This is a genomic window from Rivularia sp. PCC 7116 (genome assembly GCF_000316665.1).
GTDB lineage: Bacteria > Cyanobacteriota > Cyanobacteriia > Cyanobacteriales > Nostocaceae > Rivularia.
Genome location: NC_019678.1, coordinates 3,360,294 through 3,384,569 on the forward strand (window position 1 = coordinate 3,360,294; position 24,276 = coordinate 3,384,569).

Here is a 24,276-nt window from a genome sequence, read left to right on the forward strand (position 1 = left end):
CTTATGATAGATACCTATATACAAAATAACTGAACTGTAGAAGCTAGTAAGAATAAGCTTTTAAGGATTATCCTTTTAATAGTTAGCAATTGCTGGTTATCAATTACCGACGTACTCCTAAAAAAAATTGGCAGGCTTTAAAAAAGCCTTGGTTTAAAAACCAAGGGACTCCTCCGTTGTTGCTATTCGAGCAACAACGGTAAGTATGCCCATTTTTTTTACAGAGGAATTGTGACCAAGCAATATTTACTATGAATATTTTAGCTAATGCTGCATTTTCTATATCCTAAGTAATGAATCAAAGTTATTATCCTGCTGAAAATAATAACATTACTCAAACTGAAGCTCGCTTTAGACGAATTATTCAAGCTACGACACAGCTTGTCTTTTTTGCGGATGCCGATGGACGGATCGCTCATTTCAACCAACAATGGTACCAGGTAACCGGACTTAGCGAAAGTCAATCTTTGGGTTTAAATTTTATTTGTGCCGTTCACGAATCCGAACGAGATGAGTTTTATGAGTCTTGGTTGTCAGCAGTTAAAGCCTGTGAATCCTGGGAGTACGAATTCCGAATTATACATAAAGATAAAAAAGCTTATTGGTATGTAGCTTCTGCCCAGCCTTGTTTTGACGAAAAACAACAAGTGATTGAATGGGTGATTGTCTGTCATAATATTAACAATTATAAAGAAAAAGAAATTGCCTTAGAACGGCGAAATGAATTTTTGGAAATTCTATTTTCCCAGCTAAGTGAGGGTGTAGTAGCTTGGGATAAAACAGCAAATACAATTGAGTGCAATCAAACAGCAGCAGAGTTTCACGGTTTGCCAAATAAGTCCCTTCCGATAGAAGAATGGCAACAGTATTACGATGTGAGTCCGATTCAGGGTAGCGAAGCAATAAGAACTGAGGAAATATTGCAGCATCAAGTAAAGCAGGGGCAAGTAGTTGAAAACCAAAAAATCACTATCGTACCGAAGCAGGGAAAAACTCGGACTTTGCTGTTGAATGGAAATCCAATTTTTAATGCTTCGGGAGAAAATTTAGGTGCAGTACTGAAGATGCAAGATATTAATTCCCTACAGCATGACTCTGTACAAACTGAAATTCAAAAATACTTTGAAAGATTAACTTTATCGTTAGATGCTGCGAAAATGGGATCTTGGTATTGGGATTCTTTTACGAATAAAAATATATGGACTCCCTATCACGATGTTATTTTCGGTTACGGATCGGGAAATGGAGAACATACCTACGAAGATTGGGCATCTAGGGTTCATCCCGACGATTTACCATTAGCCCAGGCTGCCTGGAAAGATGCTTTATATAAACATACCGATTATGTTTGCGAGTACCGCATAGTTTTGCCCGATAATACTGTGCGCTGGATTGAATCCTACGGTCGTTACTATTATGATGATTCCGGTAATGCTTTACGAATGGCGGGAACTGTTACCGATATTACCGAACGCAAAAAATCAGAACAAGCTTTGCGAGAAAGTCAACGTCGTTACAGTACTTTAGCAAGAATTTCTCCGGTTGGTATTTATCGTTGCGATGGCTCGGCAAATTTACTTTATGTCAATCAACGCTGGTGTGATATCACCGGGTATAATTTTGACCAAGTAATTAATCAAGGATGGCGTGAGGCGGTTTATTCGCAAGATAAAGCGCGAGTGGAGGCACAAGTAAAAAACTGTGTTGAGCAGAAAATACCACTTGAGTGCGAATTCCGTTTCCAACGCCCCGATAATTCTGTAGTTTGGGTATTAGCTCAATCGGTTCCAGAATTTGATATTGATGGAGTATTAATAGGACATGTTGGTACTATTACCGATATTAGCAATCAAAAGCAGTCGGAAAAAGCTTTGCGAGCCAGCGAGGAGCGTTTTCGTTCGACTTTTGAACAAGCAGCAGTTGGTATTTGTCATGCAGATGCAAATGGTAAGTTTGTCCGGGTAAATCAAAAGCTTTGCGATATTTTAGGATACTCTCGTTCGGAACTTTTAGAACGCAGTTTTGAAGAAATTACTTATGCCGATGATTTACAAAGCGATTTGGATCGAGTTCGCGATTTGTTAGCAGGTAAAATTCAAAATTTCTCTATGGAGAAACGCTATATCTGTAAAAATGGCGGTGTAATCTGGATAGAAATTACGGTTTCTCTTGTAAGTCAAGCCAACGGCGAACAAGATTATTTTCTTGGTGTTATTAAAGATATTAGTCAACGCAAGGAAGCACAAACTCAGCTTTTACTAAGAGCGCAAGAGCAAGAAGAATTAAATGTATTATTAACTCAAACCGCAACTGAGCTAAGAAAGCGCAACTGCGAACTAGATCAATTTGCTTATGTTGCATCCCACGATTTGAAAGCACCGTTACGGGCGATCGCCAATTTATCTCAATGGTTGGAAGACGATTTATCGGAAGCATTAGAACCAGAGAATCAACGTCATCTAGAATTGCTACGCCAGCGAGTTTATCGTATGGAAGCTTTAATTGATGGTTTGCTACAATATTCCCGTATTGGACGTGTTAAAAATGCCGAAGAAAAGGTTGATGTTAATCAGCTTTTAGCACAAATAATTGATGAACTCGCACCGGAAAGTTTCAACATCAAAGTCAAAGATAATATGCCGACTCTAACAACAAAAAGCATGTTGTTGAGGCGAGTATTCATAAATTTGATTGAGAATGCGATTACCCACCACAATTCTGCCTGTGGTAACATCGAGATTTCTGTAAAAGACAAAGGTAATTGTTACGAATTCTGTGTATCTGATGACGGTTCGGGGATTTCTCCCCAATATCACGATAAAATATTTGTTATTTTCCAAACTTTACAAGCCCGCGATAAAAAGGAAAGTACTGGGGTAGGTTTATCTATCGTGAAAAAAATCCTGGAAACCGAAGGAGCTAAAATTACTGTAGACTCCGATGTTGATAAAGGAGCAAGTTTCTGCTTTACCTGGCATAAGTAATTATCAACAATGCCAAAAATTAATTTGTTCGCAAAAATCAGAACTGTCTGGCATTCTTTACCAGTACGTCATCGCGGTGCAATCATAATTGCACTTCCTTTTTCTTGTTTGATAGTAACTTTATATGCCTCGGTTTCGTTAAGACAAAATGCTATTGCAACTTACCAACAAATTGACCATACTAAAACGATACTTTTAGATAGCAATAGACTGCTCAAAATTTTACTAGATGCTGAAACAGGTACGCGGGGCTATATAATTTCTCGCAATCAAACTTTTTTAGAACCTTATAATACTGCCCGTCAGGAATTACCAAAGATTATAAATAGGCTAGAAGAAAAGCTATCCGATGATGCTGAAGTCGAAAAATTTAAGCGCATAAAAACTTTAGCACGACAAAATATTTCTATTCTAGAGCAAAGAATAGAACAAGTTAACCAAAGAAAACGAAATAATATCGACTCACCTGCATCAGACATTTTGCTTTATCAAGGTAAAAATGTCATGGATACGATTCGTGATGAAATTGATGCTTTACGCGAAGCAGAACTTAATCAACTAGATATATATCGTCAAAATCTAAACCCCATTCGCAATCAGAATATCACAGTATTATGGATAACTCTAGCTATTAGTGTATCTAGCTATGTAGGAGCAATATATTTATTCAGTAAGCTTGACTGGCAAATCGAAGGGCAGGAATTACAACTCAAACAAAAGAAAAGCTTGCTTGAAGGAATAATGGGGAATGTGGTAGATGGAATTATAACTTTAGATAAACAAGATAGAATCGATAGTTTTAACCAAGCAGCAACTGAAATGTTTGGCTATCAATCTCAAGATGTTATGGGTAAAAATATTGATTTCTTAATTTCTAAAACCGAAAAAAATATTGATACTCAATTAAGTCAGAAGATTTCGACTTCTCATCAAAGTTTACCAGTATACGCATTAGCTAATCGCAAAGTAGGGAGCAGTTTTCCGGTGGAGATATCCATCAGCGATTTGCAGCACGATAATGGAAAAATGGTGATTGTTCGCGATATTACCGAGCAAACCCAAGCCAGAGAAAAACTAGAAGCTAACGTTCAAGAATTGTCTCGCTTAAGTGTATTGTTAGCAAGTACAAACCAAGCTTTAACTGAAAGAAATCAGGAATTAGATGACTTTGCCTATATTGCTTCCCACGATTTAAAAGCACCATTGAGGGGAATTGCCAATCTTTCTCAATGGTTGGAAGAAGATATTCAAAATGATTTATCACCAGAAAACCAAAATCAGTTTGAACTTCTGAGAAAACGAGTTTATCGAATGGAAGCTTTGATTAACGGTTTACTCGAATATTCTCGGGTAGGAAGAATTCAAACCTCAGAAGAAAAAGTTGATGTGCGAGAACTTTTAGCAGAAATTATTGATTCTCTTAACCCCCCAGCGGAGTTTAACATTGAAATTTCTAGCGAATTACCAACATTTACTACTAAAAAATTGCTTCTAAGACAGGTATTTGCCAATTTATTAAGTAATGCCATCAAACATCACCCGCGCGATGATGGAAATATAAAAATTTTTGTGGAAGACAAAGGTAATGTATATAACTTTATTGTCGCCGATGATGGTAAAGGCATCGATCCTAAGCATAAAGATAAAATTTTTACTATCTTCCAAACTCTCCAATCTCGCGACAAAAAGGAAAATACTGGAGTTGGTTTGTCTATCGTAAAAAAAATTGTCGAGTCAGAAGGCGGTAAAATCCATCTAAATTCGGAGTTAGGCAAAGGAGCAACTTTTTCTTTTACCTGGCATAAATCAACAATGGGACAATAGTACTTCATCCAATAGGAATAGGTTGCTTGATAGAAAATCCTCACTAATGGTCAAACACCGACGTGCAAGTATGGGTTTACAATTCACTAAAGTACACCTTTATAATGCCCTATGATTGTTTGAATAGGCATTTGAAAGATTTATCCCCGTTGACAATGCAAGAAAATGACAGAACAGTAAATATCTTACTCGTGGAAGATGACGAAGTAGATATTATGAACGTAGAGCGAGCTTTCAAAAAAGCTAATATAAATAATCCACTCTATGTAGCCAGAAATGGTATAGAAGCATTAATAATGTTGCGCGGTGGAAACGAGCAACTTTGTCAAGTTCCTAACGAACGTCGTTTGATATTATTAGATATTAATATGCCGAAAATGAGCGGCTTAGAATTTCTGCAAACAATACGTGCAGATAAAGATTTGAAGTTGACTCCAGTGGTTATGCTGACAACATCTAATCAAGATAAAGATATGATTGAAGCATTTGATTTGAATGTCGCGGGTTACCTTTTAAAACCGGTGACTTTTTCGAGATTTGTGGAATTAATGCAAGCTCTTAATAGTTACTGGTCTTTTTCGGAAATGCCTAACTCATAGTTTAAAAGAGTGGAGATATTTAATTATTCATATACTTAATTTTTTCTGAATACTTTTAATAAAAATATTTTTAAAATATTACTCTTAATATATTATCCTCTCGCAAGTTAGCTTATAAATAATGAATTTTGATTTTTTTGAATAAATTAGATACAGTTTTGCTTTTGACTTTAATTCAAGAACTAAAAAATAAATTCAATCTTTATGTCTTTAACTTAGCAGTAGTCAAACATATCTTTTCAACCTATTTTTTTATTAGAGCAGATGGAAGAAATTTATAACATATTAATTATTGATGATGATGAAGTAGATCGCATGGCTATTAGTCGGGCTTTGAAAGCAGCAGGTATCAAAATGAAGTTGCTTGAAGCGAGCGATTATTCCGAAGCTGTTGAAATTTTAGAAAAAACCGACTTTGACTGTATATTTGTAGACTATCTGTTGCCGGGAAAAGATGGGTTAGCTGTAGTCCAAGAAATACGTGCATCAGGTTCAAAAGTACCGCTGATAGTTTTAACCGGACAAGGAGACGAACAAACTGCTGTTGAATTAATGAAAGCAGGAGCCTCCGACTATATTACTAAGTCAAGAATTACTCCCGATTTGCTGAGTGCAACTCTAAGAAACGTCATTCGTATTTATGAAGCGGAAGTCCAAATTGAGTTATTTAATAAACAATTAAAACAAAGTAATGAATTATTGAAAAAGAAAAATAGGGAATTAGAGGAAAAAAGAGAACAAATTCATATCCAAAACTTAAAATTATTAGAAGCTTCGGAAACAAAATCCAAGTTTTTAGCAACTATGTCCCACGAATTGCGAACTCCTTTAAATGCAATCATGGCATTTTCTCAAATGTTGCAACGTAAAAACAAAGGCAATTTTTCTCGACAGCAAGTGGATATGATCGAACGCATTCACGGTAACGGTAAAAATTTACTTGCTTTAATTAACGATATCTTAGATCTATCAAAAATTGAAGCTGGAGGTTTAAAATTATATCCGGAAAAATTTGATTTATCTCAATTGATTACAACTACTGTAGAAGAGTTACTTTCTTTAAAATCGCAAACAGAATTAGATGTTAAAGTTGAACTAAAATTACGAGATACCAAAGTTTTTAACGATAGAAATCGCCTGCGTCAGATTTTGGTAAATTTAATATCTAACGCGATTAAATTTACTGAGAAGGGAATGGTTTTGATAGAAGCTAAAGAAATATCGGATACTCATTTTACTGTTAGCGTCGAAGATACAGGTATTGGTATTTCCGAAGATAGTATAAAGCATATTTTTGAACCTTTTCGCCAAATAAATCAAACTATTTCCCGTAAATATGCTGGGACGGGATTAGGTTTAGCAATTACACAATCTTTAGTAAAAATGATGAACGGTATAGTTTCAGTTGAAAGCCAATTAGAAGTAGGCTCTACCTTTAAAGTCAATTTACCGCGCTATATTAAAGTAGAGGAATAAGTTAATATATTGTTTTTGCAAATTAATAAATAATATACATATAGTAATTATTAATAAAGATATTTTTTCAGAGAAAAATAAAAGCAAAACCAAATCAAATCAAATAAATTTAGTTTAATTTAATGTAGATAAAATTATCTGTAAAATTATTACTATTTAAGAAGATAGATTATGTCTAACAACAAACTAGCAAGACAAGACCGAATTCTAGTCGTAGATGATATTTACGATAACCTATTAGTTATTGAAACTATATTAGAAGATGAAGGATATGAAATTGAGATTCAACAGGATAGTAAACTTGGTTTAGAAATGGTGGAAGAGTCGCCGCCAGATTTGATTCTTTTAGATGTAATGATGCCAGAAATCGATGGCTATGAATTTACTCGTCGCGTTCGTCAGAATAAACAGCTACCATTTATTCCGATCTTATTAATCACCGCTCACGATAGCATCAGCGTTGTGGAAGGATTAGATGCAGGTGCGGACGACTTTATCCGCAAACCAGTAGATGCTGATGAACTGCAAGCCCGAGTGCGTAGCCTTTTGCGACTCAAACACAGTATAGATGAACGCGACCACATGGCGAGTTTGCGTCAAGATTTTGTCTCCCGCTTCACTCACGATTTAAGAACACCTCTAGCTGCTTCCAACCGGATTTTAAAATTATTGCGTGAAGGTAGATTTTTTGAAATATCTCCAGAAATTGAACAGATATTTACTACCATGATTACCAGCAATGATGACTTGCTACATATGGTAAATAGTTTGCTGGAAGTTTATCGTTATGAAGCAGACTGCAAACAAATTAACTTTGATAAAATCAGTATTTATGATTTAGTCCGTGACGTAATTCAAGAATTAACGCCTTTAGCAGAAGAAAAAGAACTAAAGTTAAAATCTAATTTAGAAAATATTGATTTAGAAAATAGCGAAATATACACTATTTTTGCAGACCGCATAGAAATCAAAAGAGTTTTAACAAATATTATTGGCAACGCAATTAAATTTACAAAAACAGGCTTTATAGAAGTAAACTTAAAATTATATTCGCAAACAGCACAAATAAGTATTAAAGATACCGGCCCCGGAATGGCTCCAGAAGAACAAGCAATATTATTTGAAAGATTTCGCCCCGGCAAGCACAAAAATTCTGGCAGCGGTTTGGGGCTATATCTATCCCGTTGTATTGTAGAAGCACATAATGGCTCAATTAATGTAGAGTCCGAATCAGGAACTGGAAGCACGTTTACAATTAGTTTGCCAGTTCAAAGCGAGCAGTTAACAGCAAACGCCAAATAATGCATGAGAATATCTTGCTCCCTTCCCGCCTTTATGATTACTTATGTTTGGAAGAGGGGGTAATTGACATCTCCCAGCTTTGAAAAAAACTGGGATTCTAAGCAGTTGTCACTCCGTAGTCTAAAGACATACTGCGTGACATTGTTTGCTTGCGATAAGACCTTTTTAGATTACTAAAAATATCGTACCGTTTGGGGTGTGTCAAAGCACCCCGTTTAATTATTTCAAAAGCTAGTTTTGCGATGCCGGAGTTAATAAAAATCTGGTCGGCAACCTTTCGTAGAATGTTAGATGCTGCATTTAAATCTGCATGAATCAATAAACCGTCTTTTGTGCGGTATACATCTCTACTAATTCTTTTACCTGATGGCTTCCATTCTATGGGTTTTGCACCGTATTGATGTAATTCATCATTATCAATAAAAGAAGCTTTAGAAGTATACTCCTCAGTGGTTATGTGGAATCTAATACCATATTCTTCACACAATTGTCTTAACCTCTCAATAAGTCTTTTGGTTGGCATTGAAACAACTTCATAATTATTGTTTCTACCAATATTAATGTTGGTTTTATTTCCCTCATTCCAACCAATTACTAAATTCCCGATACCGTCTTTTAAGCATTTATTGATGATAAACCTAGCGGCTTTATTTACTGCATCTCTGACTTGTAAATTGCGTTTTGCTGTGATTCTATCAAGGTAATTGTCCCAGTATCTACTAGGTTTGTTTTTCTTATGTTGCTGTACTTGATTTCGATATTTATGGAGTGCAGTTTTTAGCTGTGGAGATTCAACAATAAAACTTTTACCAAGGGTAGTAACTGCTGACAACCAAAACTTTACACCGTGATCAATGCTAATTGCATGATTGTAGTTAAGACTCTTATTATTTATAATTGGCTGTTTACCATCGTCTATCACCCAATCAACCCAAAACTCTCCACGACTAGGACGAATAATTACTTCTTTAATCCAATCAAAGCTAATAAATTCGGGCAAAATAAGCTTAATTGATGTTATTAATTCAGGCTTTGTTGCTTTACTGATTGAGGGATAAATATAACCATTATGACAAGCCAAGGCTTGTTTTGGGAACGTAACTGCGAATAAACCACCAGACTTTCTGTACTTGGGAATTGATGGCCTACTGCCATCTCCTAAGTAATACTTATCCACTAATTTATTGTAACTAGTTATTGATTCTCCTACTAACTTTAATGTTTGTTGTGCAGCTTGTGCAGCCAATGAAAAGTAGTGAATGCAAGTTTTAAGCTGTTTATCTAAATGATAATAATTAGTTTCTAATCTGTAAGTTTTCCAACCACTTCTAAGTTCATCTCCACACCAGTAAGTTGTATTAGCCTTTCTTTCAAGTAGCATTGCATAATGATTCTGGCGTGCCAGATAAATAGCAGAGTTATATAAACTGTTTGAATGCTCACACTGATCTACCCAGAAAGCTTTTTCTTCATCCGTAAATTTTGCTTTTATTGGAACTGTTTTGTACACTTGACCACCTCCTTGTTTATTAATATAGTTGATTCAACATAAATAATCAACAAAAAACCCTGATATAAAATGGCTAAGTTGTCAGCGTCAGATTATGAATACAGAAGGGCTGAAAAATCCGTGTCATCGATAAATTATCACTTTGTGTTTGTCCCAAAAAGACGTAAAGCAGTATTAGTTAATGAAATCGCTATGCGGCTACAGGAAATTATTTTTGAGTTAGTAAAAGAACATGGCTGGAGATTAATCGCTCTTGAAGTGATGCCAGATCATGTACATATGTTTATCAACTCACCGCCACATGAGTCAGCTTCTCAAATTGCAAAGTGGGTTAAGGGTAGAGCATCTAATATTCTAAGGAAGGAATATCCACAGTTAAAAAAATTACCTACTTTGTGGAGTCCTAGTTACTTTGTAGCTACTACAGGACAAGTAAGTACCGACGTTATTCGTAAGTATATTGAGAACCAAACTAGTAAATAAAAGAAACACGGAAAGTTAAAACTTTACCTGTCCGTTTCATCCCCTGGTTATAAACCAGGGGTTCTCACGTCCCAAGATATTTTGATAGGGAAGAGTGGTTACAATTTCCGTAGAAAATAGGCAGGCTGATTCCACAGAGATGCTTTCATATTTATAGCAGACTCAATTATTGCAAATTACTCTTATACTGGTCACTGTTAACTGCTCGCAGGCAAGATTATGGATACAAATTTGAAAACAGCGAAAGAGTTACATTCGCAACTGATTGATTTTGTTTTGGATGCGGAAGGAGATTTAGCTGTATCTTTAGAAGCCTTTAGTGCAGAGCAGCTAGCTAATTTTTCTCAATCTCAGTCTCAAGCTGGAGTGCTTCAAGAGATGGTGCTAAATATGTTTCTCACTGAAGGTATGGTGGGAGATAAAAAGCTCGTTGATATCTTTTTGGAATCTCACCCCGATTTATCTCCCGAACAAAGCGATATAGTCAATGGTTGGGAACGCAGTTTTGCTGGTTTGTTTGCAGCCAATAAAATCTCGGATGATGGTTGTTTTTTAAGAAACTGGTTAACAGATAAACAGTATTTGGTCAAAATTGATGAGAAAGAACAACAACAATTAAAACGTGCTAAGGAAGGAGAAATTCTATTAGCGCGAATTGTACCGATTAATGACAGTTCTTGGATGTTTTCTTCTCCGATTACATTGATGGGGAGGTTAGGTAAACCAAAATTAGCTGTAGCAATCGGAAATTTCAAAAATAATTATAAAAACAATTTATACGGTGATGCACCTGAATTGTTAGAAGAAGCTTGGCTTTCAGTCGAAAAATACCACCAAAACTTTGTTGAGTTCTTTGACAGCGATGAAGTAACTTTACCGGGATACCAATTAGAGCAAAAACTCAGCGAACTTCAAGAACAAGTACAAGAAAGTAGATTAGCAGCAGCAGGAATTGATAGTTCAAAATCTTTGAAAGAAATGGCACAAGATGCCGATGTTTCTGACGAAGAAATGACCGGTGTTGCAGAAGAAATGGGTGTGGAATCGAAAGTGCTTTCTCAGGTTTTGGATAGCAACAAAAGTGTCAAGATGGTAACTCCGAAAGTCGAATTACCAACTCATTTAAAAAAAGCTGAAGCAGTCACTGTACTGAGCTTTCCTCGTTGGGGACAGATATTTTTAACTAACTACACACAATTTAAAAATCTACTAGCAGATAATAATATTGAAGAACAAACAAATTCGGCTAAGTTGGTTCAGGAATATCTGGAATCTCCTGAAATCAAAGCCTGTATTTGGCAGCGTTTATCTGAAGAATATCCCCAGCAGTTAGAAAAGCTATTGCAACAAGTATTAAATCGTCCAGATTTTAATTTAGAAACAGATTATGTAGATTTATTAAAAGAATTTAACAAAAATTTAAATGTAGAATTACCTGAAATTGCCAGCGTTCCGTTGCATTTGCATAACCTATTTCAAGAAGCATTATCGGAAGTTAAAGGTAAGAGTAGTAAGAAGGGTAAAATTAAGTCTAAAGGAGGGTTTGGCTCGTAATTATTATGCTTGACACTTATAGTGTAAATTATAACTAAATTACAATGACTAATACTTAAAAAATAGTCAAAGCTTGATGAAATGGGTTCTTTACTCGATAAAATTTTGCTGATTTCGTGAAAGAATTAATTACTTAGTTTGACTTACTTAGAAGTAGATTTCTATTCCTCTCGAATATCTAGGTTACTTCTCATTATAGATTTGCAAACTGTTGTGAGTTGATAAATTAGTAATAACGAAACGAACACAACTCTTGTTGAGGAGAACTAAGTATGAATATTATTGCATGGGTAGTTTTAGGTCTTATCGCTGGTGCGATCGCTAAAGCTATATATCCCGGACATCAAGGCGGCGGAATTCTAGCAACAATGCTTTTAGGTATCGTTGGTGCATTCATCGGTGGAAGCTTATTTACTTTCTTAAATACGGGAACAATTGGACTAACAGCAGCTGGCTTTAGCCTTCCCGGAATTATTACCGCTATCATCGGTGCAATGGTTGCTATCTTCATCTGGGGTTTAATCACCAGACGTACTGCTTAATAATTAATAAATAGAGATTCTCTTGAACCGCTGGTTATTAGTTCATTGAGGATAGGGAAGCTACTTCTGATGTAGCAAAGAAAATGATTAATCGCTTCTTAACCATTAATTCCCTTGTCAAGAGAATCTATTCTTTGTAATCCCGGTATATGAGTCGGGTAGTAAATTAAATTGAAATTGAAATTAAAACTCAGGATTCTGTAAGTATGGCTAGTCAAAATAACAAGCAACCTTTAACTCCAGAGCAGGTTGATTTTGAACAAAAAAATCAGCAAAAGCAAGAATTAGAAAATGCAGATAAACCCAACGTGTTAAATCCTGGGGATAAGGTTAACGAAAGTAAGTCCTTAGATGAAAAAGCGCAGCAAGTCGCAGTAGACGCGCCCGATATTACTGGAGATCGTGTTACCGTTCCTACCTACTTTGTTACTGAAGATAAAGAAACAGGTGAAGAAGAAGCATTGCACCACGTAAAAGATGCTGAAAAAATTTCTGATACAATTCGTCAAGCACGAGTAGACGAAGACGGCAATAGAGAATGGCGTTAAAGCTTAACTTGGCTTTGACTAAAAAAATCACAGATTGTATCTCTGTATGATTCCCCTAAATTATATTTAGGGGAATTAAATTTTGCTAGTTTTTGCTCAAGCCCTTTTTTTAAGCTTTCATAATTCAGAATTGCTACGGGTGAAGGTAAATGTACATTGGTTGCTGTTTAAACTATTACATATAATCAATTTTTTCTATGTATTTATTTCTTAAGAAAGAATAACTACTTATTCTTAAGACGTAAGCAGTCAGTAATTTTTGTCAATATAATACAGGTATCTTTAACAATATCAATTTAAATCAAAGTATTAAATTAACCAGGGGGAAGCGAATTATTATAAATGACGAGAAACAAATAATTGCTGTAGTTTCAAATGAAGATAATATCGAATGCCTAACGCGACAGTTAAAACGTCAAAAATTTTCAATGCATCAGGTTTATCGAATATCGCCCTGTAAAAATCAATTGTATTCCTATGTTTTACGGGATTTAGAGATTCCTGATGACAGAATAAATTTTTATACAAATTGTCTGCAATCCGGCAACTATCTGTTAGTAATTAATAGTACTAAATTTCAAGTTAGCCAAGTTACATCTGTCTTGAAATATTTAGGTATCAGCAACTGGAAAACGTATCATAAATCTGAAGCTGAAGGTTTAATCTCTTCAAATTTTGATAAAGTTTCAGTTTATTAGAACGCAGTCAATCTTTTTGTGTTAAGCTCACTCTCACTAATTCTTTTAAAAGAGTTTTAGTTTGAGTCATCAGTTTTTGATTAAACAGGGTAACACTGCTTTATTCGTGAGTTGTTCATTCTAAATGAAGTAGTTCGCAATTAAAATTGGAGAAATAAATCATGAACTTTCAACAATTAAAACTAGCTTGTTCCGTTGTTAGTGTTAGCGCCGTTATCTTTGCTTCTAACGGAGTTAAAGCTCAAGGACAAACTCCTCAAATTCAAGCAGAAACTCAAACATCTAATACATATGTGGAAAAATCATCCAAAAAAGTAGCGCAATTCGCACCCGGTACTAGCACTCGTTCCGGTTCTAGCTATATTGGAGTAGGTGGATTTATCGGTTTTGAAGATGATAGTGCATTAGGTGATGGTGCTTTCTCAGTGATTAGCAAAATCGGTTTGAGCAGAAACTTCTCTATACGTCCATCTGTTTTAATCGATGACGATGCTGTCTTCTTAATTCCGGTAACAGTTGACTTTCCCGTTGATGATATTGCAGATACCGGGATTCAAAGAATTAGCGTCGCACCTTACTTTGGTGCGGGAATTTCAGTCAATACTGATGAGGATTCAGATGTCGGTTTCCTCCTAACTGGAGGTGTTGACGTTCCCGTTTCCCGCAAAATTACTGCAACTGGTGGAGTAAATATTGGCTTTTCTGACGATAATGCAGATGTCGGATTACTCCTAGGTGTAGGTTACAATTTCTAGAAAGCTCAAAGGTTAAAGGTAATATGATTATTTTTGATTGATATTATCTTTACCGTCAAAGATACCTTTATAGAAATCTAAAAACTTGATTTATTAAGAAACCGGGCTTTTGATAAAAAAGTCCGGGTTTCTGATATTAGAGAAAGATGTTAATTGAATTGCAGTTTAAATATTACAAGCCAGGACTTTTTGACTTCTCAACATCTGGAACAATATCGGGACGTTCTTTATCTTCCCAACCTACTGGGCGCTTAGAATTGTACCAAGCAATAGAGCCTATGGAAACTGCTGCAATAAAACCTACTACAACTATTCCAGTGAGTGACATATAGTAATCAGCCCTACCATAGCTATTCTCAATTAGCTCTGCTAAAACGTAGTTAAAAGTAATATTCATTGTCACAGTCCAAATTTGAACAAATAATTAGTTAACAATCCGGATATATTTCAATCAGAAATTAATAAAAATTCTCACACCTTTTGTTACCACTTGTCAAATAGATTTTGATTTTTATCTCTTAGGTTCGCGTAACGTATCGAAGAGAAAAACGTAACGAGATTTTTTTACTTCAAAGTATTAAGCAAGATGTTGAATGGATTTTTTATATTTTTATATTTGTTAATATTTTTCAATAAATGCTAGCAACATTTATAGCCTTTTATATCCACTATTGTTTACTATTTTATAGCTTTAGATATAAAAATAAAGGAATTAGATAAAGTTCTAACTCCTTTATTCGTAAAACTCAATTGTTACACTAAAGAAATAACGGTATACTCAAGTATTACGGCAATAGCAGTTAACTAAAATTGGTATAGATTAGTCAATTGCCTTTTTGATTTCGTCTTTTGCATTCTCTATGGTGTGACGACCTTCTGCTTCAGCTTGCTTAGCTTTTCCTTTAGCTTGGTCTTCTGTGTTGCCGGTTAAGTCGCCCATAGCTTCTTGAGCTTTACCTTCGACGTTTTTAGCTGTTGCTTTTGCTCTATCTTCGGTACTCATAATTTACTCCTTTAACTATTTGTAATTAACCAAAAAATTGGTTTTCTTTTCTCTTCATTTCTTTCTTGCTTAACATCGTAACTATTATTAATTCCCTATCCATCTACCATGAGAAACTTTTTCAAATAGTAATCTATATCTATTTATATATTTAATTAGGATGAAACCAGGAATTAGGAATGATAACTAGTAATTGATAACCGGTAATTGGTAACTATTAAGACCAAGGGTGACGAAAATCTGCATACAAAGTTAATCCACCGTCTACAAAAATAGTTTGTCCGGTGATATAAGAAGCTTCTTCAGAAGCGAGAAACGCAACTACAGCAGCCATTTCTTCGGGTGTTCCGGTGCGACGCATTGGTATGTGTTGTTCGACTTTGGCTTTTTCGTCGGGTGAGGAAGCCCAGGGGTTGATTGGTGTGGCTGTTGTTCCCGGTGCAATGGAGTTTATGCGGATTCCAATATGTGCATATTCTAAAGCTAGAGTACGGGTTAAGTTTTCCATACCTCCCTTACTGGCAGAATAGGCTGCATAATATGGTTTGGGGATAACTTCGTGAATGCTGGAATTGTTAATAATTACACCTTTGTGACTTCTATCTAAAAAGTGCTTGATAGCTTCGCGAGAGCAAATATAACTCCCTCTTAGATTAACAGCAATAATACGGTCAAATTCAGAAATGTCTATTTGGTGAGAAGAAGCACCATCTGCTTGAACGCTGGCATTATTGATTAAAATATCTATACCACCAAAATTATCGACAACCTTCGAGAACATATTTACTACATCTGCTTCTTTGGAAATGTCTGCTTCGATGGGTAGATGCTTAACACCATAATTCTCAATTTGGATGCTGGTTTGCTCCCTAAGCATAATTTCTTGGGCATCTTGTGCTTTTTTTGGTTGGTTGTAATAATTTAAAGCTACATTTGCCCCTTCTTGAGCAAAACGGATGGCGATCGCCCTTCCAATCCCCTTACCAGCACCAGTAATAATAACGTTCTTACCTTTTAAGTCTTTCATAAATTTTTGTATACAGATTTGACCCTGGAATAAATGTTTAGCCCAAGTAAAAAATAAACTGTATTTGTTGCAGTGCAATCAATCAATAGATGGACTTTTCAGTTATCAGTTGTCAGTGAATAGGGAATCAGAAGAAAAGCTAGTGAAAAGATAAAAAACGAAGTTAAATTTATAATTAATTCCTAACTGTTGAGGACTTACGCAACTGTCATAAGGCTTGGATGGTGCGTGACACCACAAGTCTTATTACTACGTTGAAAATTGATCCAAGTGTCACAGCACCCTACGAAAAAATATGTCGTTTGCGTAATTCCTAACTGTTGACTGATAACTGTCTTCAAACTGTTTTCAACACGCCGAATACCATTACAGCTAAATAAACTAGATATATGCCATTGAGTATCAAAACTTCTTTAAGAGAAAAACTGTAGTTTGGTTTTCCCCAATAAAGAAACGCTGCATATACTATTGCCAATAGAGCAACAAACCCTAGATTTACCGAATAAAGCAGTAAATTCTCGACGGGTAAGGTGACTAAAGCTAGAGGAAAGAAAGCCAGAGTCATTGTTGCTGTATTATCGGCAATAACGCTAGTGGTAGCAGCTGTCAATTGTCCGCTACCGGCAACACTCCAAGTTGCGAATACTTCTGGCACAATACTTAATGTCGCGGTGATAAATAAACCGCCAATAACTTGAGAAATTCCTAAATTAGAAACTATTTTTTCAGTGGCAGTAACAGTAAAATAGGCTCCAAAAATTAATAAAACAATACCTATAACCGCTGTAACTATTTCCTTACGATTCCATTGAACTTGATTGCGTTGCTTGCGTTTACGTAGTATTGCATTACCCAAGTAAATTACATAAGCAGCTAGCATTATCCAAGCGTCGATTGGTTGCAAGCCTCGCCAAGATTTAGGGAGAGTAAGTAATGCTGCTAAAGCAACAATCAATAAATAAGGAATTGCCTGCACGTATAATGCTTCCGATTTTACTTTTAGAGGTTTCGGAGATATAGAATTATTATTTAGATTATTATTTGAATTTCTGTTTTTACCTCCCGACTTTTCTCGATTGCGCCACCATGAAGCGATGTAGGCAACCGTTACAATTGCGGGAACGGATATAATATTGCTTCCTAATAAATTACCCAATCCAATATCGGAAAAACCACGTATTGCGCTAGTTGTATTAGTGCCAATTTCGGGACTTGCTGTAGCAAAAGCCACAAAAGCCGCTCCTGCTGCTTCAGAAAGTCCCCATTGCTGCCTCAGCTTCTGTAAGGGTTCGGCAATCTTATCTGCTCCCCAATGTGCTGCATATACAGAAAGCAAAAGCAACAGCACCCAAGGTAATATAGACATTTGAGAAATTCTCTAGATTTAATCATAATTATCTAGGAATAGCCGCAACCAGCACATTTTTATAGTAGGGTGCTGTGACACTTTGACTCACTTTGAACGTAGTTATAAGGTTTTGGGTGTCACGCACCAACCGAGTGTTATGATAGTTGCGGCTATTCCTATTATCTAATAATTACCTTTATTTTAGATTAAATTACAATCACACAGTTAATATATATAATTAGACTTAATTTTTGATAAATAAGTAAATTAGCAATCACTTGCGATAAACGGAACCGAACAAGTAATCTAATACGTTAGCCTGCTTTACCCGTTCCAAGGCATGAAAACTAATAATATCTCCGATATCAAGAATAACATTGCCTTGCTTATCGTGAATAACTCTTTTAACTGGATGACCTAATATATTTCTAATTTTCTTCTCTTCCGAATTATTAGTATTAGGTCTATCATTTTTGCTAATTTCGCCTATTTTTATATGCTTTACCATAACTAGCATTTTTCTACCTTTGTCAGTTTCTTTGATTCTTTAACTTTGTTTTTCTCCTGTTTTTCTTTTCTATAAGGATAAGGATGCGCCCGAAAGTTTTATTTTTTCCTCTCAAACCCCAGAAACCTAAGCCTTTTAGTAAAATCGGGAATGTAAGGTAAGCTTATCTCCTTCAAGGAGAGGGGTTATTCTATTCCTTTGGAGACGCTACGCGAATGCATTCGTGGAGAAAGAAAGGTCACGCCTATATTTTTTGACTTCTCGTACATTCTCTATGGCAACTAATTTAAACTATTGAGTTTAAACTATCGAGAAGCTTACTTTATTTATAAAAAATATTTGCCCCATTTTCCATCACTCTACGGTTGCATTCATACTCTATTAAAAGATTAACTAGGCATCTTCCTCTAGATAATTCTGTTAATTTAAGATATTATTATTCAAAATATGTCTTATAAGTTTACATTTCGTAATTCGTTTATTATCTAAAGCTCCTGAATGAATTATTAAACCGCAACGTCGGGATAGTTACTACATTTATACAGCGTCTACAAAAAAAATTAGTCTAAAGATTCAACTACCCTATAAACTCAACTATCTCATCTGTACATAAATCTTCGATTATTAGGTGAAAAAGCAAGAGCTTAGTAAATGAGAAGAACGTATATTGTGTTTCAAAACTTTGGCATAGACAATAAAATAGTTAAAAATAGAAATACCTATTAATCTTTCGATTGCAAATGCTCCTAATTTCAGCGAACTTTTTAGCAACTGCCTCCTTGATGCCTCACGGTAACTGCTACCTGTGGAAACCAGGGCTAGTAGGGCTGCATATGGTAAGCGACGCTGTTATTGCCTTATCTTATTTTTCTATTCCCATAACTCTTTTATATATTCTTCGCCAACGAGCAGATGTTCCTTTCAACGGGATTTTCTGGTTGTTTGCTGCTTTTATTATTTTTTGCGGTACGGGACATTTGATAGATATCTGGACTTTATGGCATCCGGATTACTGGATTTCGGGGTACGTTAGAGCGATGACTGCCGTAGTTTCGTTTATAACTGCAATTGTTTTAACTTACTTGGTTCCCCAAATATTAACTTTACCAACACCTGAGAAACTGCAAGCAGAAATTGAAGAGAAAAAGCAAAAAGAACAGTTTTTACGTAGTATTTATGAAGGTGTAACAGAAGCAATTTTTGTGGTTGATACTACAAAAGAAGGCGAATTTATTTATGAAAGTATCAACCCAGTTACTGAAAAGCTAATGGGAATGACTTCGAAACAAGTTGAAGGAAAAACTATGGAACAAGTTCTTCCCCACAATCTAGCTTTATTGATTCGAGAACGCTACAATCAATGCCTGTCAACTGGAAGGAGCATTACTTATGAAGAATGCTTAAGATTTGATGATGACTCCGAATATTCTTGGTGGTTAACAAATTTAAAACCTATATATAATCAAAATTCGCAAATTTATCGTATTGTCGGTACTAGCGTTGACATTACCGAGCGCAAGCAAGCAGAAGCGCGACTGCGAGAGAGCGAAAGACGTTTCCGAGCAATTTTTGATTCGATGTATCAGTTCATCGGCTTATTAAAACCGGATGGTACTTTGTTAGAAGCGAATCAAACTGCTTTAGATTTCGGGGGAATAACTAAAGAAGATGTAGTTAATTGTCCATTTTGGGAGAATTATTGGTGGACGATTTCTCCAGAAACGCAACAACAATTACAGCAAGCAATAAAAAGGGCTGCGAATGGCGAGTTTGTTCGTTATGAAGTAGATGTATTGGGGGCTGGAAATAAGGTTACGACAATTGATTTTTCTCTCAAACCAGTATTCAACGATTTAGGAAAGGTTGAATTATTGATTCCCGAAGGAAGGGATATTACTGAGAAAAAACAAATTATTGAAGCGCTGCAAAAAAGTGAAGAACGTTGGAATCTAGCCCTACTTGGTACGGGAGACGGTATTTTCGATTGGGATCTAAGCACTAATGAAGCTTTTTTCTCCACTCAATATAAAGAGATGTTGGGTTATGCCGATTCAGAAGTGGAAAATAGCTATCAAGGATGGCGAGATTTAGTACATCCAGAAGATATTGATTTAGCTGAAGCAACTTGGAAAGCTTACATAAATCATGAAATTCCCCAGTATCGAGCAGAATTCCGCTTGCGTTGCCAAGATGGTAGCTACAAATGGATTTTAGCTCGCGGGATGGCTCAATGGAATCAAGATGGTGAAGCCATTCGCATGGTTGGTTTTCACCAAGATATCAGCGAGCGTAAAGCAGCACAAGCAGAAATTGTACGTTTGAATCAGCAGTTAGAAGCTAGAGTTAAACGACGCACGGCGCAGCTAGAAGAATCAAACAAATATAAAGACGAGCTAATTGAAAGCCAAGAAATAGCAAAAGCGGAAATTCAGATTTATGAAGATATTGTCGAAAATATTCAAATTGGCTTATGTATTTGGCAGATGGATGATATTAACGATATCACTAGTTTTCGATTAGCAACCATTAATCCCGTCGCATCGCAAATGTTGGGTGTAAATATTGAAGACGATATAGATAAACCGATAAAAGAATGTTTTCCTAACCTGTTTGATGACGAGCATATTGCCATAGTAGAAGCTTATGCCGAGGTAGTAAAATCCAAGCAAGTTAAAGATTTTGGGGAATTTGCTTATGGTGACGATCGCGTTCCTAATTCTTGGTTTGAGGTAACGGCTTTTCCTTTACCAGATAACTTAGTAGGTGTTGCTTTTAATAATGTGGGCGAACGCAAACGCATGGAAACAGCTTTAGCAGAAAACGAGCGTTTGTATCGTAATGTCGTTAACAGCGTTAAAGAAGTAGTTTTTCAAATAGCTAAAACGGGAATTTGGACGTTTTTGAGTGCTGCCTGGGCTGATATTACTGGCTTTGCGGTAGAAGATAATTTGCTCAAAACATTTACCGATTTTATGTATGCCGAAGAAGACAAACTGAACAGTCGAGAGTTATTTGAATCGGTAATTTCAGGAAAACAAGAACATTTTCAATACGAATTTCGCATTCTTACTAAGGATGAGAATTTCCGCTGGCTGGAAATTTACGCTCAAATCGAACATAATTCCAATGGCGAAACCCTTGGAGTTTACGGTACCCTCAATGATGTTACAGAGCGCAAGCAAGTAGAAGCTGTTTTACAAGCTAGGGCTGATGAATTAGCCCAAATCAACTTAATCTTGTTGCAAACTACTGGGGAACTAGAAAAACGCAACCAAGAATTAGATCAGTTTGCTTACGTTACCTCCCACGATTTGAAAGCACCATTAAGAGCGATCGCTAATTTATCGGAATGGATTGAGGAAGATTTACAAGAAGCCCTGACTCCCGATACGCAAAAGCAAATGAACCTGTTACGCGGCAGAGTATATCGAATGGAAGCTTTAATCAACGGGCTTTTACAATATTCCCGAGTGGGAAGAATGAAAACTGAACCAGAAAAAGTTGCGGTTGCTCAGCTTCTAGAAGAAATCATTGATTCAATTGCTCCCCCACAAGAGTTTACCATTGAGATTATTGGGGAAATGCCGACTTTTAGAACCGCAAAAATACCTTTACAACAGATTTTTACTAATTTGATCGGTAATGCTGTTAAACACCATAATCGTTCGGATGGTAGGATCGCAATTTCAGTTCTAGAGCAAGATAAATTCTACGAATTCGCTATTGCAGATGATGGCAAAGGTATTGCAGAAAAATATCACGACAAAATTTTTGTGATATTCCAAACATTGGAATCGCGAGATAAGCGTGAGAATACTGGTATTGGTCTTGCTATAGTAAAAAGAATAATAGAAGAATTTGGAGGAAAAATTACATTGGATTCTCAGCTTGGAAAAGGTACAACTTTCCGGTTTACCTGGCTCAAGAAAAGAATGTAAATAATAAATTGCGATCGGTCATTTATATCGATAACTTATATCAGTCATATAGGACTTACGCAAACGACATATTTTTTCGTAGGGTGCTGTGACACTTGGATCAATTTTCAACGTAGTAATAAGACTTGTGGTGTCACGCACCATCCGAGCCTTATGACAGTTGCGTAAGTCCTGTCATAAAAAGATTAAAAGCGAATAATTACCTTGCAGCAATTTTGCATAGGTATGCGCTCCGCTAAAAATTTATAAGAATAGGGCTAACAAAACCAAGCCCCAAAATGAATGTAGGCTCGCTGAATTTAGCGCATCTTTATAAGAAGATGAAATTGAAAGCAATAGCTGATATTTAATAGCTGCTATAATAATTCTATTTCTAAAGTATAAGTTAAAACGCTGTTCTATTATTACTTTTAGACGAAGAAATAAAAATGCTATTTTAGTAATTTATGTAAATAGGCTGAATTGTTATTTATTTCAAACTCATGTACAAAAACTGATTGAAATCTGATTTGGAAAGGATTATGGAGGAAAAAATTTTAAATGTGCTACTTGTTGAAGACGATGAAGTAGACATTATGAATGTGAAACGAGCCTTTAAAAAACATAATATCAAAAATCCGCTTTACGTTGCTTGTGATGGATGTGAAGCATTAGAAATGCTGCGGGGTAAAAATAGTAAATATCCGAACATTCCTCAACAGCGAAGAATAATTTTGTTAGACCTAAATATGCCAAAAATGGGAGGTTTAGAGTTTCTTCAAGAAATAAGAGCAGATTCTAATCTGAAATCAATACCAGTAATTATACTTACTACTTCTGATGAAGATAAAGACAGAATTAAAGCTTACAATTTAAATGTAGCAGGATACTTACTTAAACCAGTGAAATTTTCTATGTTCGCAGAAACAATGGCTACTTTAAATAAATATTGGAGCTTGTGTGAAATACCTTAAATATTATTTAGGTAAGTAGTATGATAAAACTGCAATTTAAGTTATAGTATGTAAAAGCATACACATTGTCATATATTTATTTGTTACCTAATAATCTATAATTTAGTTTATACTTTATCGTATCATAATCGTTGTATCGGCTTAGATAACTTCTTTCTTTTTGAAGCAAGCAAAGAGTTATTAACCTGGTTAAAGGCGAGTTACGAGCCAATTTATCCACTTAAAGCATCAGTTTTGCTGCTGGAGGAAAGTCTCGTCTGTGCTGGATGCAGAGATATAAATCGATTATCCACGGAGCAGACTATGCAAATGGAACTTCATGAATTTGGCAAAGAACAGAAAACCACAGAGCTTCCTCTCATTTTAGCTGTTGAAGACAACGAAGATAATTTATTGATAATTGATTACGTTGTCGATTCTTTGAACTGTAGGTTTATTGGGGAGCCAGATGGAAAGAAGACTTTGTCAATAGCAAGGAAAACGCAGCCCAATTTAATATTATTAGATATAATGTTGCCCGAAACCAACGGTATAGACTTGTTTCATGATTTAAGGCAAGACAGTTCTACAAGGCACATACCTATAATTGCTGTAACGGCATTAGCAAGAGCCGAAGAGAAACAGCGAATTATGGAAGCCGGTTTCGATGCTTATATAAGCAAGCCGTATATGCTTGAAGAAATCGAAGAGCTAATTTGCCGCTATCTCAATTTGAAACAGAATCCTTAGTCATTTAACCTTTTTGTTTAAAACTCGACCCATATTTGTTAGCAAACAAAGCAATTACGCTGACATAATTGGTATCTAAATGAGTGGCAAAAAGTATATTGCTAATTTTGGAAGTTGTCACTTCTTCAATAATTTGCTTTAATTGTGGCTGTAAAATTTTTTCTATACTATTTCTTGCCTTCTCAACTATCTCCTTGTATCCTGCTGATATTAAAAGTTTTTCTGGTTTTGTAATCGCATTTTCGACAACAATAGTTAATTTTTTATCTAATAAACGACAGTATATATCTTTAGGTTGATGACCTAACTGATTTATAAACAAACACTGTATGCGTTCGGCTAGAATCATTTCTAAATTACTAAAGTCTTCAATTTGAGAATGCATAATTATTATCCTTCAATAGCAGTTAGAACTTATTTACTTTAATGCCCTAAGATAAATCAAATTGCTGATAATTCAGAGAAAGAGGTAGAAAGTTCCTATATTTAACTTAT

General features: G+C 35.6%; 20 protein-coding genes. 13 read left to right on the plus strand and 7 right to left on the minus strand.

Going from position 1 to position 24,276, the window contains the following annotated elements:
- Positions 1–293: 293 nt before the first annotated feature.
- The 5 genes from RIV7116_RS34915 to RIV7116_RS13225 all read left to right on the plus strand — a co-directional run bounded on the left by RIV7116_RS34915 (position 294) and on the right by RIV7116_RS13225 (position 8,185).
- Positions 294–2,984 (plus strand): PAS domain-containing sensor histidine kinase, encoded by a 2,691-nt coding sequence (locus tag RIV7116_RS34915; RefSeq protein ID WP_015118801.1) that lies wholly within the window; start codon positions 294–296, stop codon positions 2,982–2,984.
- Positions 2,985–2,993: 9 nt separating this feature from the next.
- Positions 2,994–4,808 carry a CHASE3 domain-containing protein gene (locus RIV7116_RS35505; RefSeq protein ID WP_015118802.1) on the plus strand — a complete coding sequence of 605 codons (1,815 nt, stop codon included), beginning with the start codon at positions 2,994–2,996 and terminating at the stop codon, positions 4,806–4,808.
- A gap of 155 nt (positions 4,809–4,963) precedes the next feature.
- Entirely contained in the window at positions 4,964–5,407 is a 444-nt protein-coding gene (locus RIV7116_RS13215; protein WP_044291794.1) for a response regulator, read from the plus strand.
- A gap of 264 nt (positions 5,408–5,671) precedes the next feature.
- Positions 5,672–6,883 carry a hybrid sensor histidine kinase/response regulator gene (locus RIV7116_RS13220; RefSeq protein ID WP_015118804.1) on the plus strand — a complete coding sequence of 404 codons (1,212 nt, stop codon included), beginning with the start codon at positions 5,672–5,674 and terminating at the stop codon, positions 6,881–6,883.
- Positions 6,884–7,054: 171 nt separating this feature from the next.
- Positions 7,055–8,185: a hybrid sensor histidine kinase/response regulator gene (locus RIV7116_RS13225; protein WP_015118805.1), complete on the plus strand. Its 1,131-nt coding sequence runs from the start codon at positions 7,055–7,057 to the stop codon at positions 8,183–8,185.
- A 97-nt stretch (positions 8,186–8,282) separates the two neighbouring features.
- On the opposite strand, the gene RIV7116_RS13230 is transcribed toward RIV7116_RS13225, so the two are convergent.
- On the minus strand, positions 8,283–9,695 hold the full coding sequence (locus RIV7116_RS13230) for an RNA-guided endonuclease TnpB family protein (protein ID WP_015117597.1): 1,413 nt from the start codon (positions 9,693–9,695) through the stop codon (positions 8,283–8,285).
- A gap of 69 nt (positions 9,696–9,764) precedes the next feature.
- Here RIV7116_RS13230 and tnpA point away from each other — a divergent pair, with 69 nt between their 5' ends.
- The 5 genes from tnpA (at position 9,765) to RIV7116_RS13260 (ending at position 14,275) form a co-directional block, all read left to right on the plus strand.
- Positions 9,765–10,178, plus strand: a complete 414-nt coding sequence (gene tnpA, locus RIV7116_RS13235; RefSeq protein ID WP_015117596.1) for an IS200/IS605 family transposase — start codon at positions 9,765–9,767, stop codon at positions 10,176–10,178.
- A gap of 219 nt (positions 10,179–10,397) precedes the next feature.
- Positions 10,398–11,732: a hypothetical protein gene (locus RIV7116_RS13240; protein WP_015118806.1), complete on the plus strand. Its 1,335-nt coding sequence runs from the start codon at positions 10,398–10,400 to the stop codon at positions 11,730–11,732.
- Positions 11,733–12,004: 272 nt separating this feature from the next.
- Positions 12,005–12,274 (plus strand): GlsB/YeaQ/YmgE family stress response membrane protein, encoded by a 270-nt coding sequence (locus RIV7116_RS13245; RefSeq protein ID WP_015118807.1) that lies wholly within the window; start codon positions 12,005–12,007, stop codon positions 12,272–12,274.
- A 206-nt stretch (positions 12,275–12,480) separates the two neighbouring features.
- Positions 12,481–12,822: a hypothetical protein gene (locus tag RIV7116_RS13250; RefSeq protein WP_015118808.1), complete on the plus strand. Its 342-nt coding sequence runs from the start codon at positions 12,481–12,483 to the stop codon at positions 12,820–12,822.
- Positions 12,823–13,681: 859 nt separating this feature from the next.
- Positions 13,682–14,275, plus strand: a complete 594-nt coding sequence (locus tag RIV7116_RS13260) for a hypothetical protein (protein ID WP_015118809.1) — start codon at positions 13,682–13,684, stop codon at positions 14,273–14,275.
- Between the two features lie 172 nt (positions 14,276–14,447).
- Here RIV7116_RS13260 and psb35 read toward each other — a convergent pair whose 3' ends face one another.
- From psb35 to RIV7116_RS13285, 5 genes are all read right to left on the minus strand, one after another.
- Positions 14,448–14,603, minus strand: coding sequence for a photosystem II assembly protein Psb35 (psb35, locus tag RIV7116_RS13265; protein ID WP_371261648.1), 156 nt, complete (start codon positions 14,601–14,603; stop codon positions 14,448–14,450).
- Positions 14,604–15,095: 492 nt separating this feature from the next.
- A complete protein-coding gene (locus tag RIV7116_RS13270) occupies positions 15,096–15,278 on the minus strand; it encodes a CsbD family protein (RefSeq protein WP_015118811.1) in 183 nt (60 codons plus the stop codon).
- 217 nt (positions 15,279–15,495) lie between these two features.
- Positions 15,496–16,305, minus strand: a complete 810-nt coding sequence (locus tag RIV7116_RS13275; protein ID WP_015118812.1) for a glucose 1-dehydrogenase — start codon at positions 16,303–16,305, stop codon at positions 15,496–15,498.
- A 337-nt stretch (positions 16,306–16,642) separates the two neighbouring features.
- On the minus strand, positions 16,643–17,671 hold the full coding sequence (locus RIV7116_RS13280; RefSeq protein ID WP_015118813.1) for a sodium:calcium antiporter: 1,029 nt from the start codon (positions 17,669–17,671) through the stop codon (positions 16,643–16,645).
- A gap of 256 nt (positions 17,672–17,927) precedes the next feature.
- Positions 17,928–18,161, minus strand: coding sequence for a hypothetical protein (locus RIV7116_RS13285; protein WP_044290926.1), 234 nt, complete (start codon positions 18,159–18,161; stop codon positions 17,928–17,930).
- Between the two features lie 740 nt (positions 18,162–18,901).
- On the opposite strand from RIV7116_RS13285, the gene RIV7116_RS13290 reads away from it, so the two are divergent.
- The 3 genes from RIV7116_RS13290 to RIV7116_RS13300 all read left to right on the plus strand — a co-directional run bounded on the left by RIV7116_RS13290 (position 18,902) and on the right by RIV7116_RS13300 (position 23,781).
- Positions 18,902–22,099, plus strand: coding sequence for a PAS domain S-box protein (locus RIV7116_RS13290; protein WP_015118815.1), 3,198 nt, complete (start codon positions 18,902–18,904; stop codon positions 22,097–22,099).
- Between the two features lie 521 nt (positions 22,100–22,620).
- On the plus strand, positions 22,621–23,052 hold the full coding sequence (locus tag RIV7116_RS13295) for a response regulator (protein ID WP_015118816.1): 432 nt from the start codon (positions 22,621–22,623) through the stop codon (positions 23,050–23,052).
- A gap of 309 nt (positions 23,053–23,361) precedes the next feature.
- Positions 23,362–23,781, plus strand: a complete 420-nt coding sequence (locus RIV7116_RS13300; RefSeq protein WP_232435795.1) for a response regulator — start codon at positions 23,362–23,364, stop codon at positions 23,779–23,781.
- A 4-nt stretch (positions 23,782–23,785) separates the two neighbouring features.
- Here RIV7116_RS13300 and RIV7116_RS13305 read toward each other — a convergent pair whose 3' ends face one another.
- Positions 23,786–24,166, minus strand: a complete 381-nt coding sequence (locus RIV7116_RS13305) for a DUF2294 domain-containing protein (protein ID WP_015118818.1) — start codon at positions 24,164–24,166, stop codon at positions 23,786–23,788.
- Positions 24,167–24,276 lie beyond the last annotated feature (110 nt).

Bases quoted from the DNA above. Each gene is read 5' to 3' on its own strand.
- RIV7116_RS34915 (WP_015118801.1), top strand. From the start codon at position 294: ATGAATCAAAGTTATTATCCTGCTGAAAATAATAACATTACTCAAACT.
- RIV7116_RS35505 (WP_015118802.1), top strand. From the start codon at position 2,994: ATGCCAAAAATTAATTTGTTCGCAAAAATCAGAACTGTCTGGCATTCT.
- RIV7116_RS13215 (WP_044291794.1), top strand. From the start codon at position 4,964: ATGCAAGAAAATGACAGAACAGTAAATATCTTACTCGTGGAAGATGAC.
- RIV7116_RS13220 (WP_015118804.1), top strand. From the start codon at position 5,672: ATGGAAGAAATTTATAACATATTAATTATTGATGATGATGAAGTAGAT.
- RIV7116_RS13225 (WP_015118805.1), top strand. From the start codon at position 7,055: ATGTCTAACAACAAACTAGCAAGACAAGACCGAATTCTAGTCGTAGAT.
- tnpA (WP_015117596.1), top strand. From the start codon at position 9,765: ATGGCTAAGTTGTCAGCGTCAGATTATGAATACAGAAGGGCTGAAAAA.
- RIV7116_RS13240 (WP_015118806.1), top strand. From the start codon at position 10,398: ATGGATACAAATTTGAAAACAGCGAAAGAGTTACATTCGCAACTGATT.
- RIV7116_RS13245 (WP_015118807.1), top strand. From the start codon at position 12,005: ATGAATATTATTGCATGGGTAGTTTTAGGTCTTATCGCTGGTGCGATC.
- RIV7116_RS13250 (WP_015118808.1), top strand. From the start codon at position 12,481: ATGGCTAGTCAAAATAACAAGCAACCTTTAACTCCAGAGCAGGTTGAT.
- RIV7116_RS13260 (WP_015118809.1), top strand. From the start codon at position 13,682: ATGAACTTTCAACAATTAAAACTAGCTTGTTCCGTTGTTAGTGTTAGC.
- psb35 (WP_371261648.1), bottom strand. From the start codon at position 14,603: ATGTCACTCACTGGAATAGTTGTAGTAGGTTTTATTGCAGCAGTTTCC.
- RIV7116_RS13270 (WP_015118811.1), bottom strand. From the start codon at position 15,278: ATGAGTACCGAAGATAGAGCAAAAGCAACAGCTAAAAACGTCGAAGGT.
- RIV7116_RS13275 (WP_015118812.1), bottom strand. From the start codon at position 16,305: ATGAAAGACTTAAAAGGTAAGAACGTTATTATTACTGGTGCTGGTAAG.
- RIV7116_RS13280 (WP_015118813.1), bottom strand. From the start codon at position 17,671: ATGTCTATATTACCTTGGGTGCTGTTGCTTTTGCTTTCTGTATATGCA.
- RIV7116_RS13285 (WP_044290926.1), bottom strand. From the start codon at position 18,161: ATGGTAAAGCATATAAAAATAGGCGAAATTAGCAAAAATGATAGACCT.
- RIV7116_RS13290 (WP_015118815.1), top strand. From the start codon at position 18,902: ATGCTCCTAATTTCAGCGAACTTTTTAGCAACTGCCTCCTTGATGCCT.
- RIV7116_RS13295 (WP_015118816.1), top strand. From the start codon at position 22,621: ATGGAGGAAAAAATTTTAAATGTGCTACTTGTTGAAGACGATGAAGTA.
- RIV7116_RS13300 (WP_232435795.1), top strand. From the start codon at position 23,362: ATGGAACTTCATGAATTTGGCAAAGAACAGAAAACCACAGAGCTTCCT.
- RIV7116_RS13305 (WP_015118818.1), bottom strand. From the start codon at position 24,166: ATGCATTCTCAAATTGAAGACTTTAGTAATTTAGAAATGATTCTAGCC.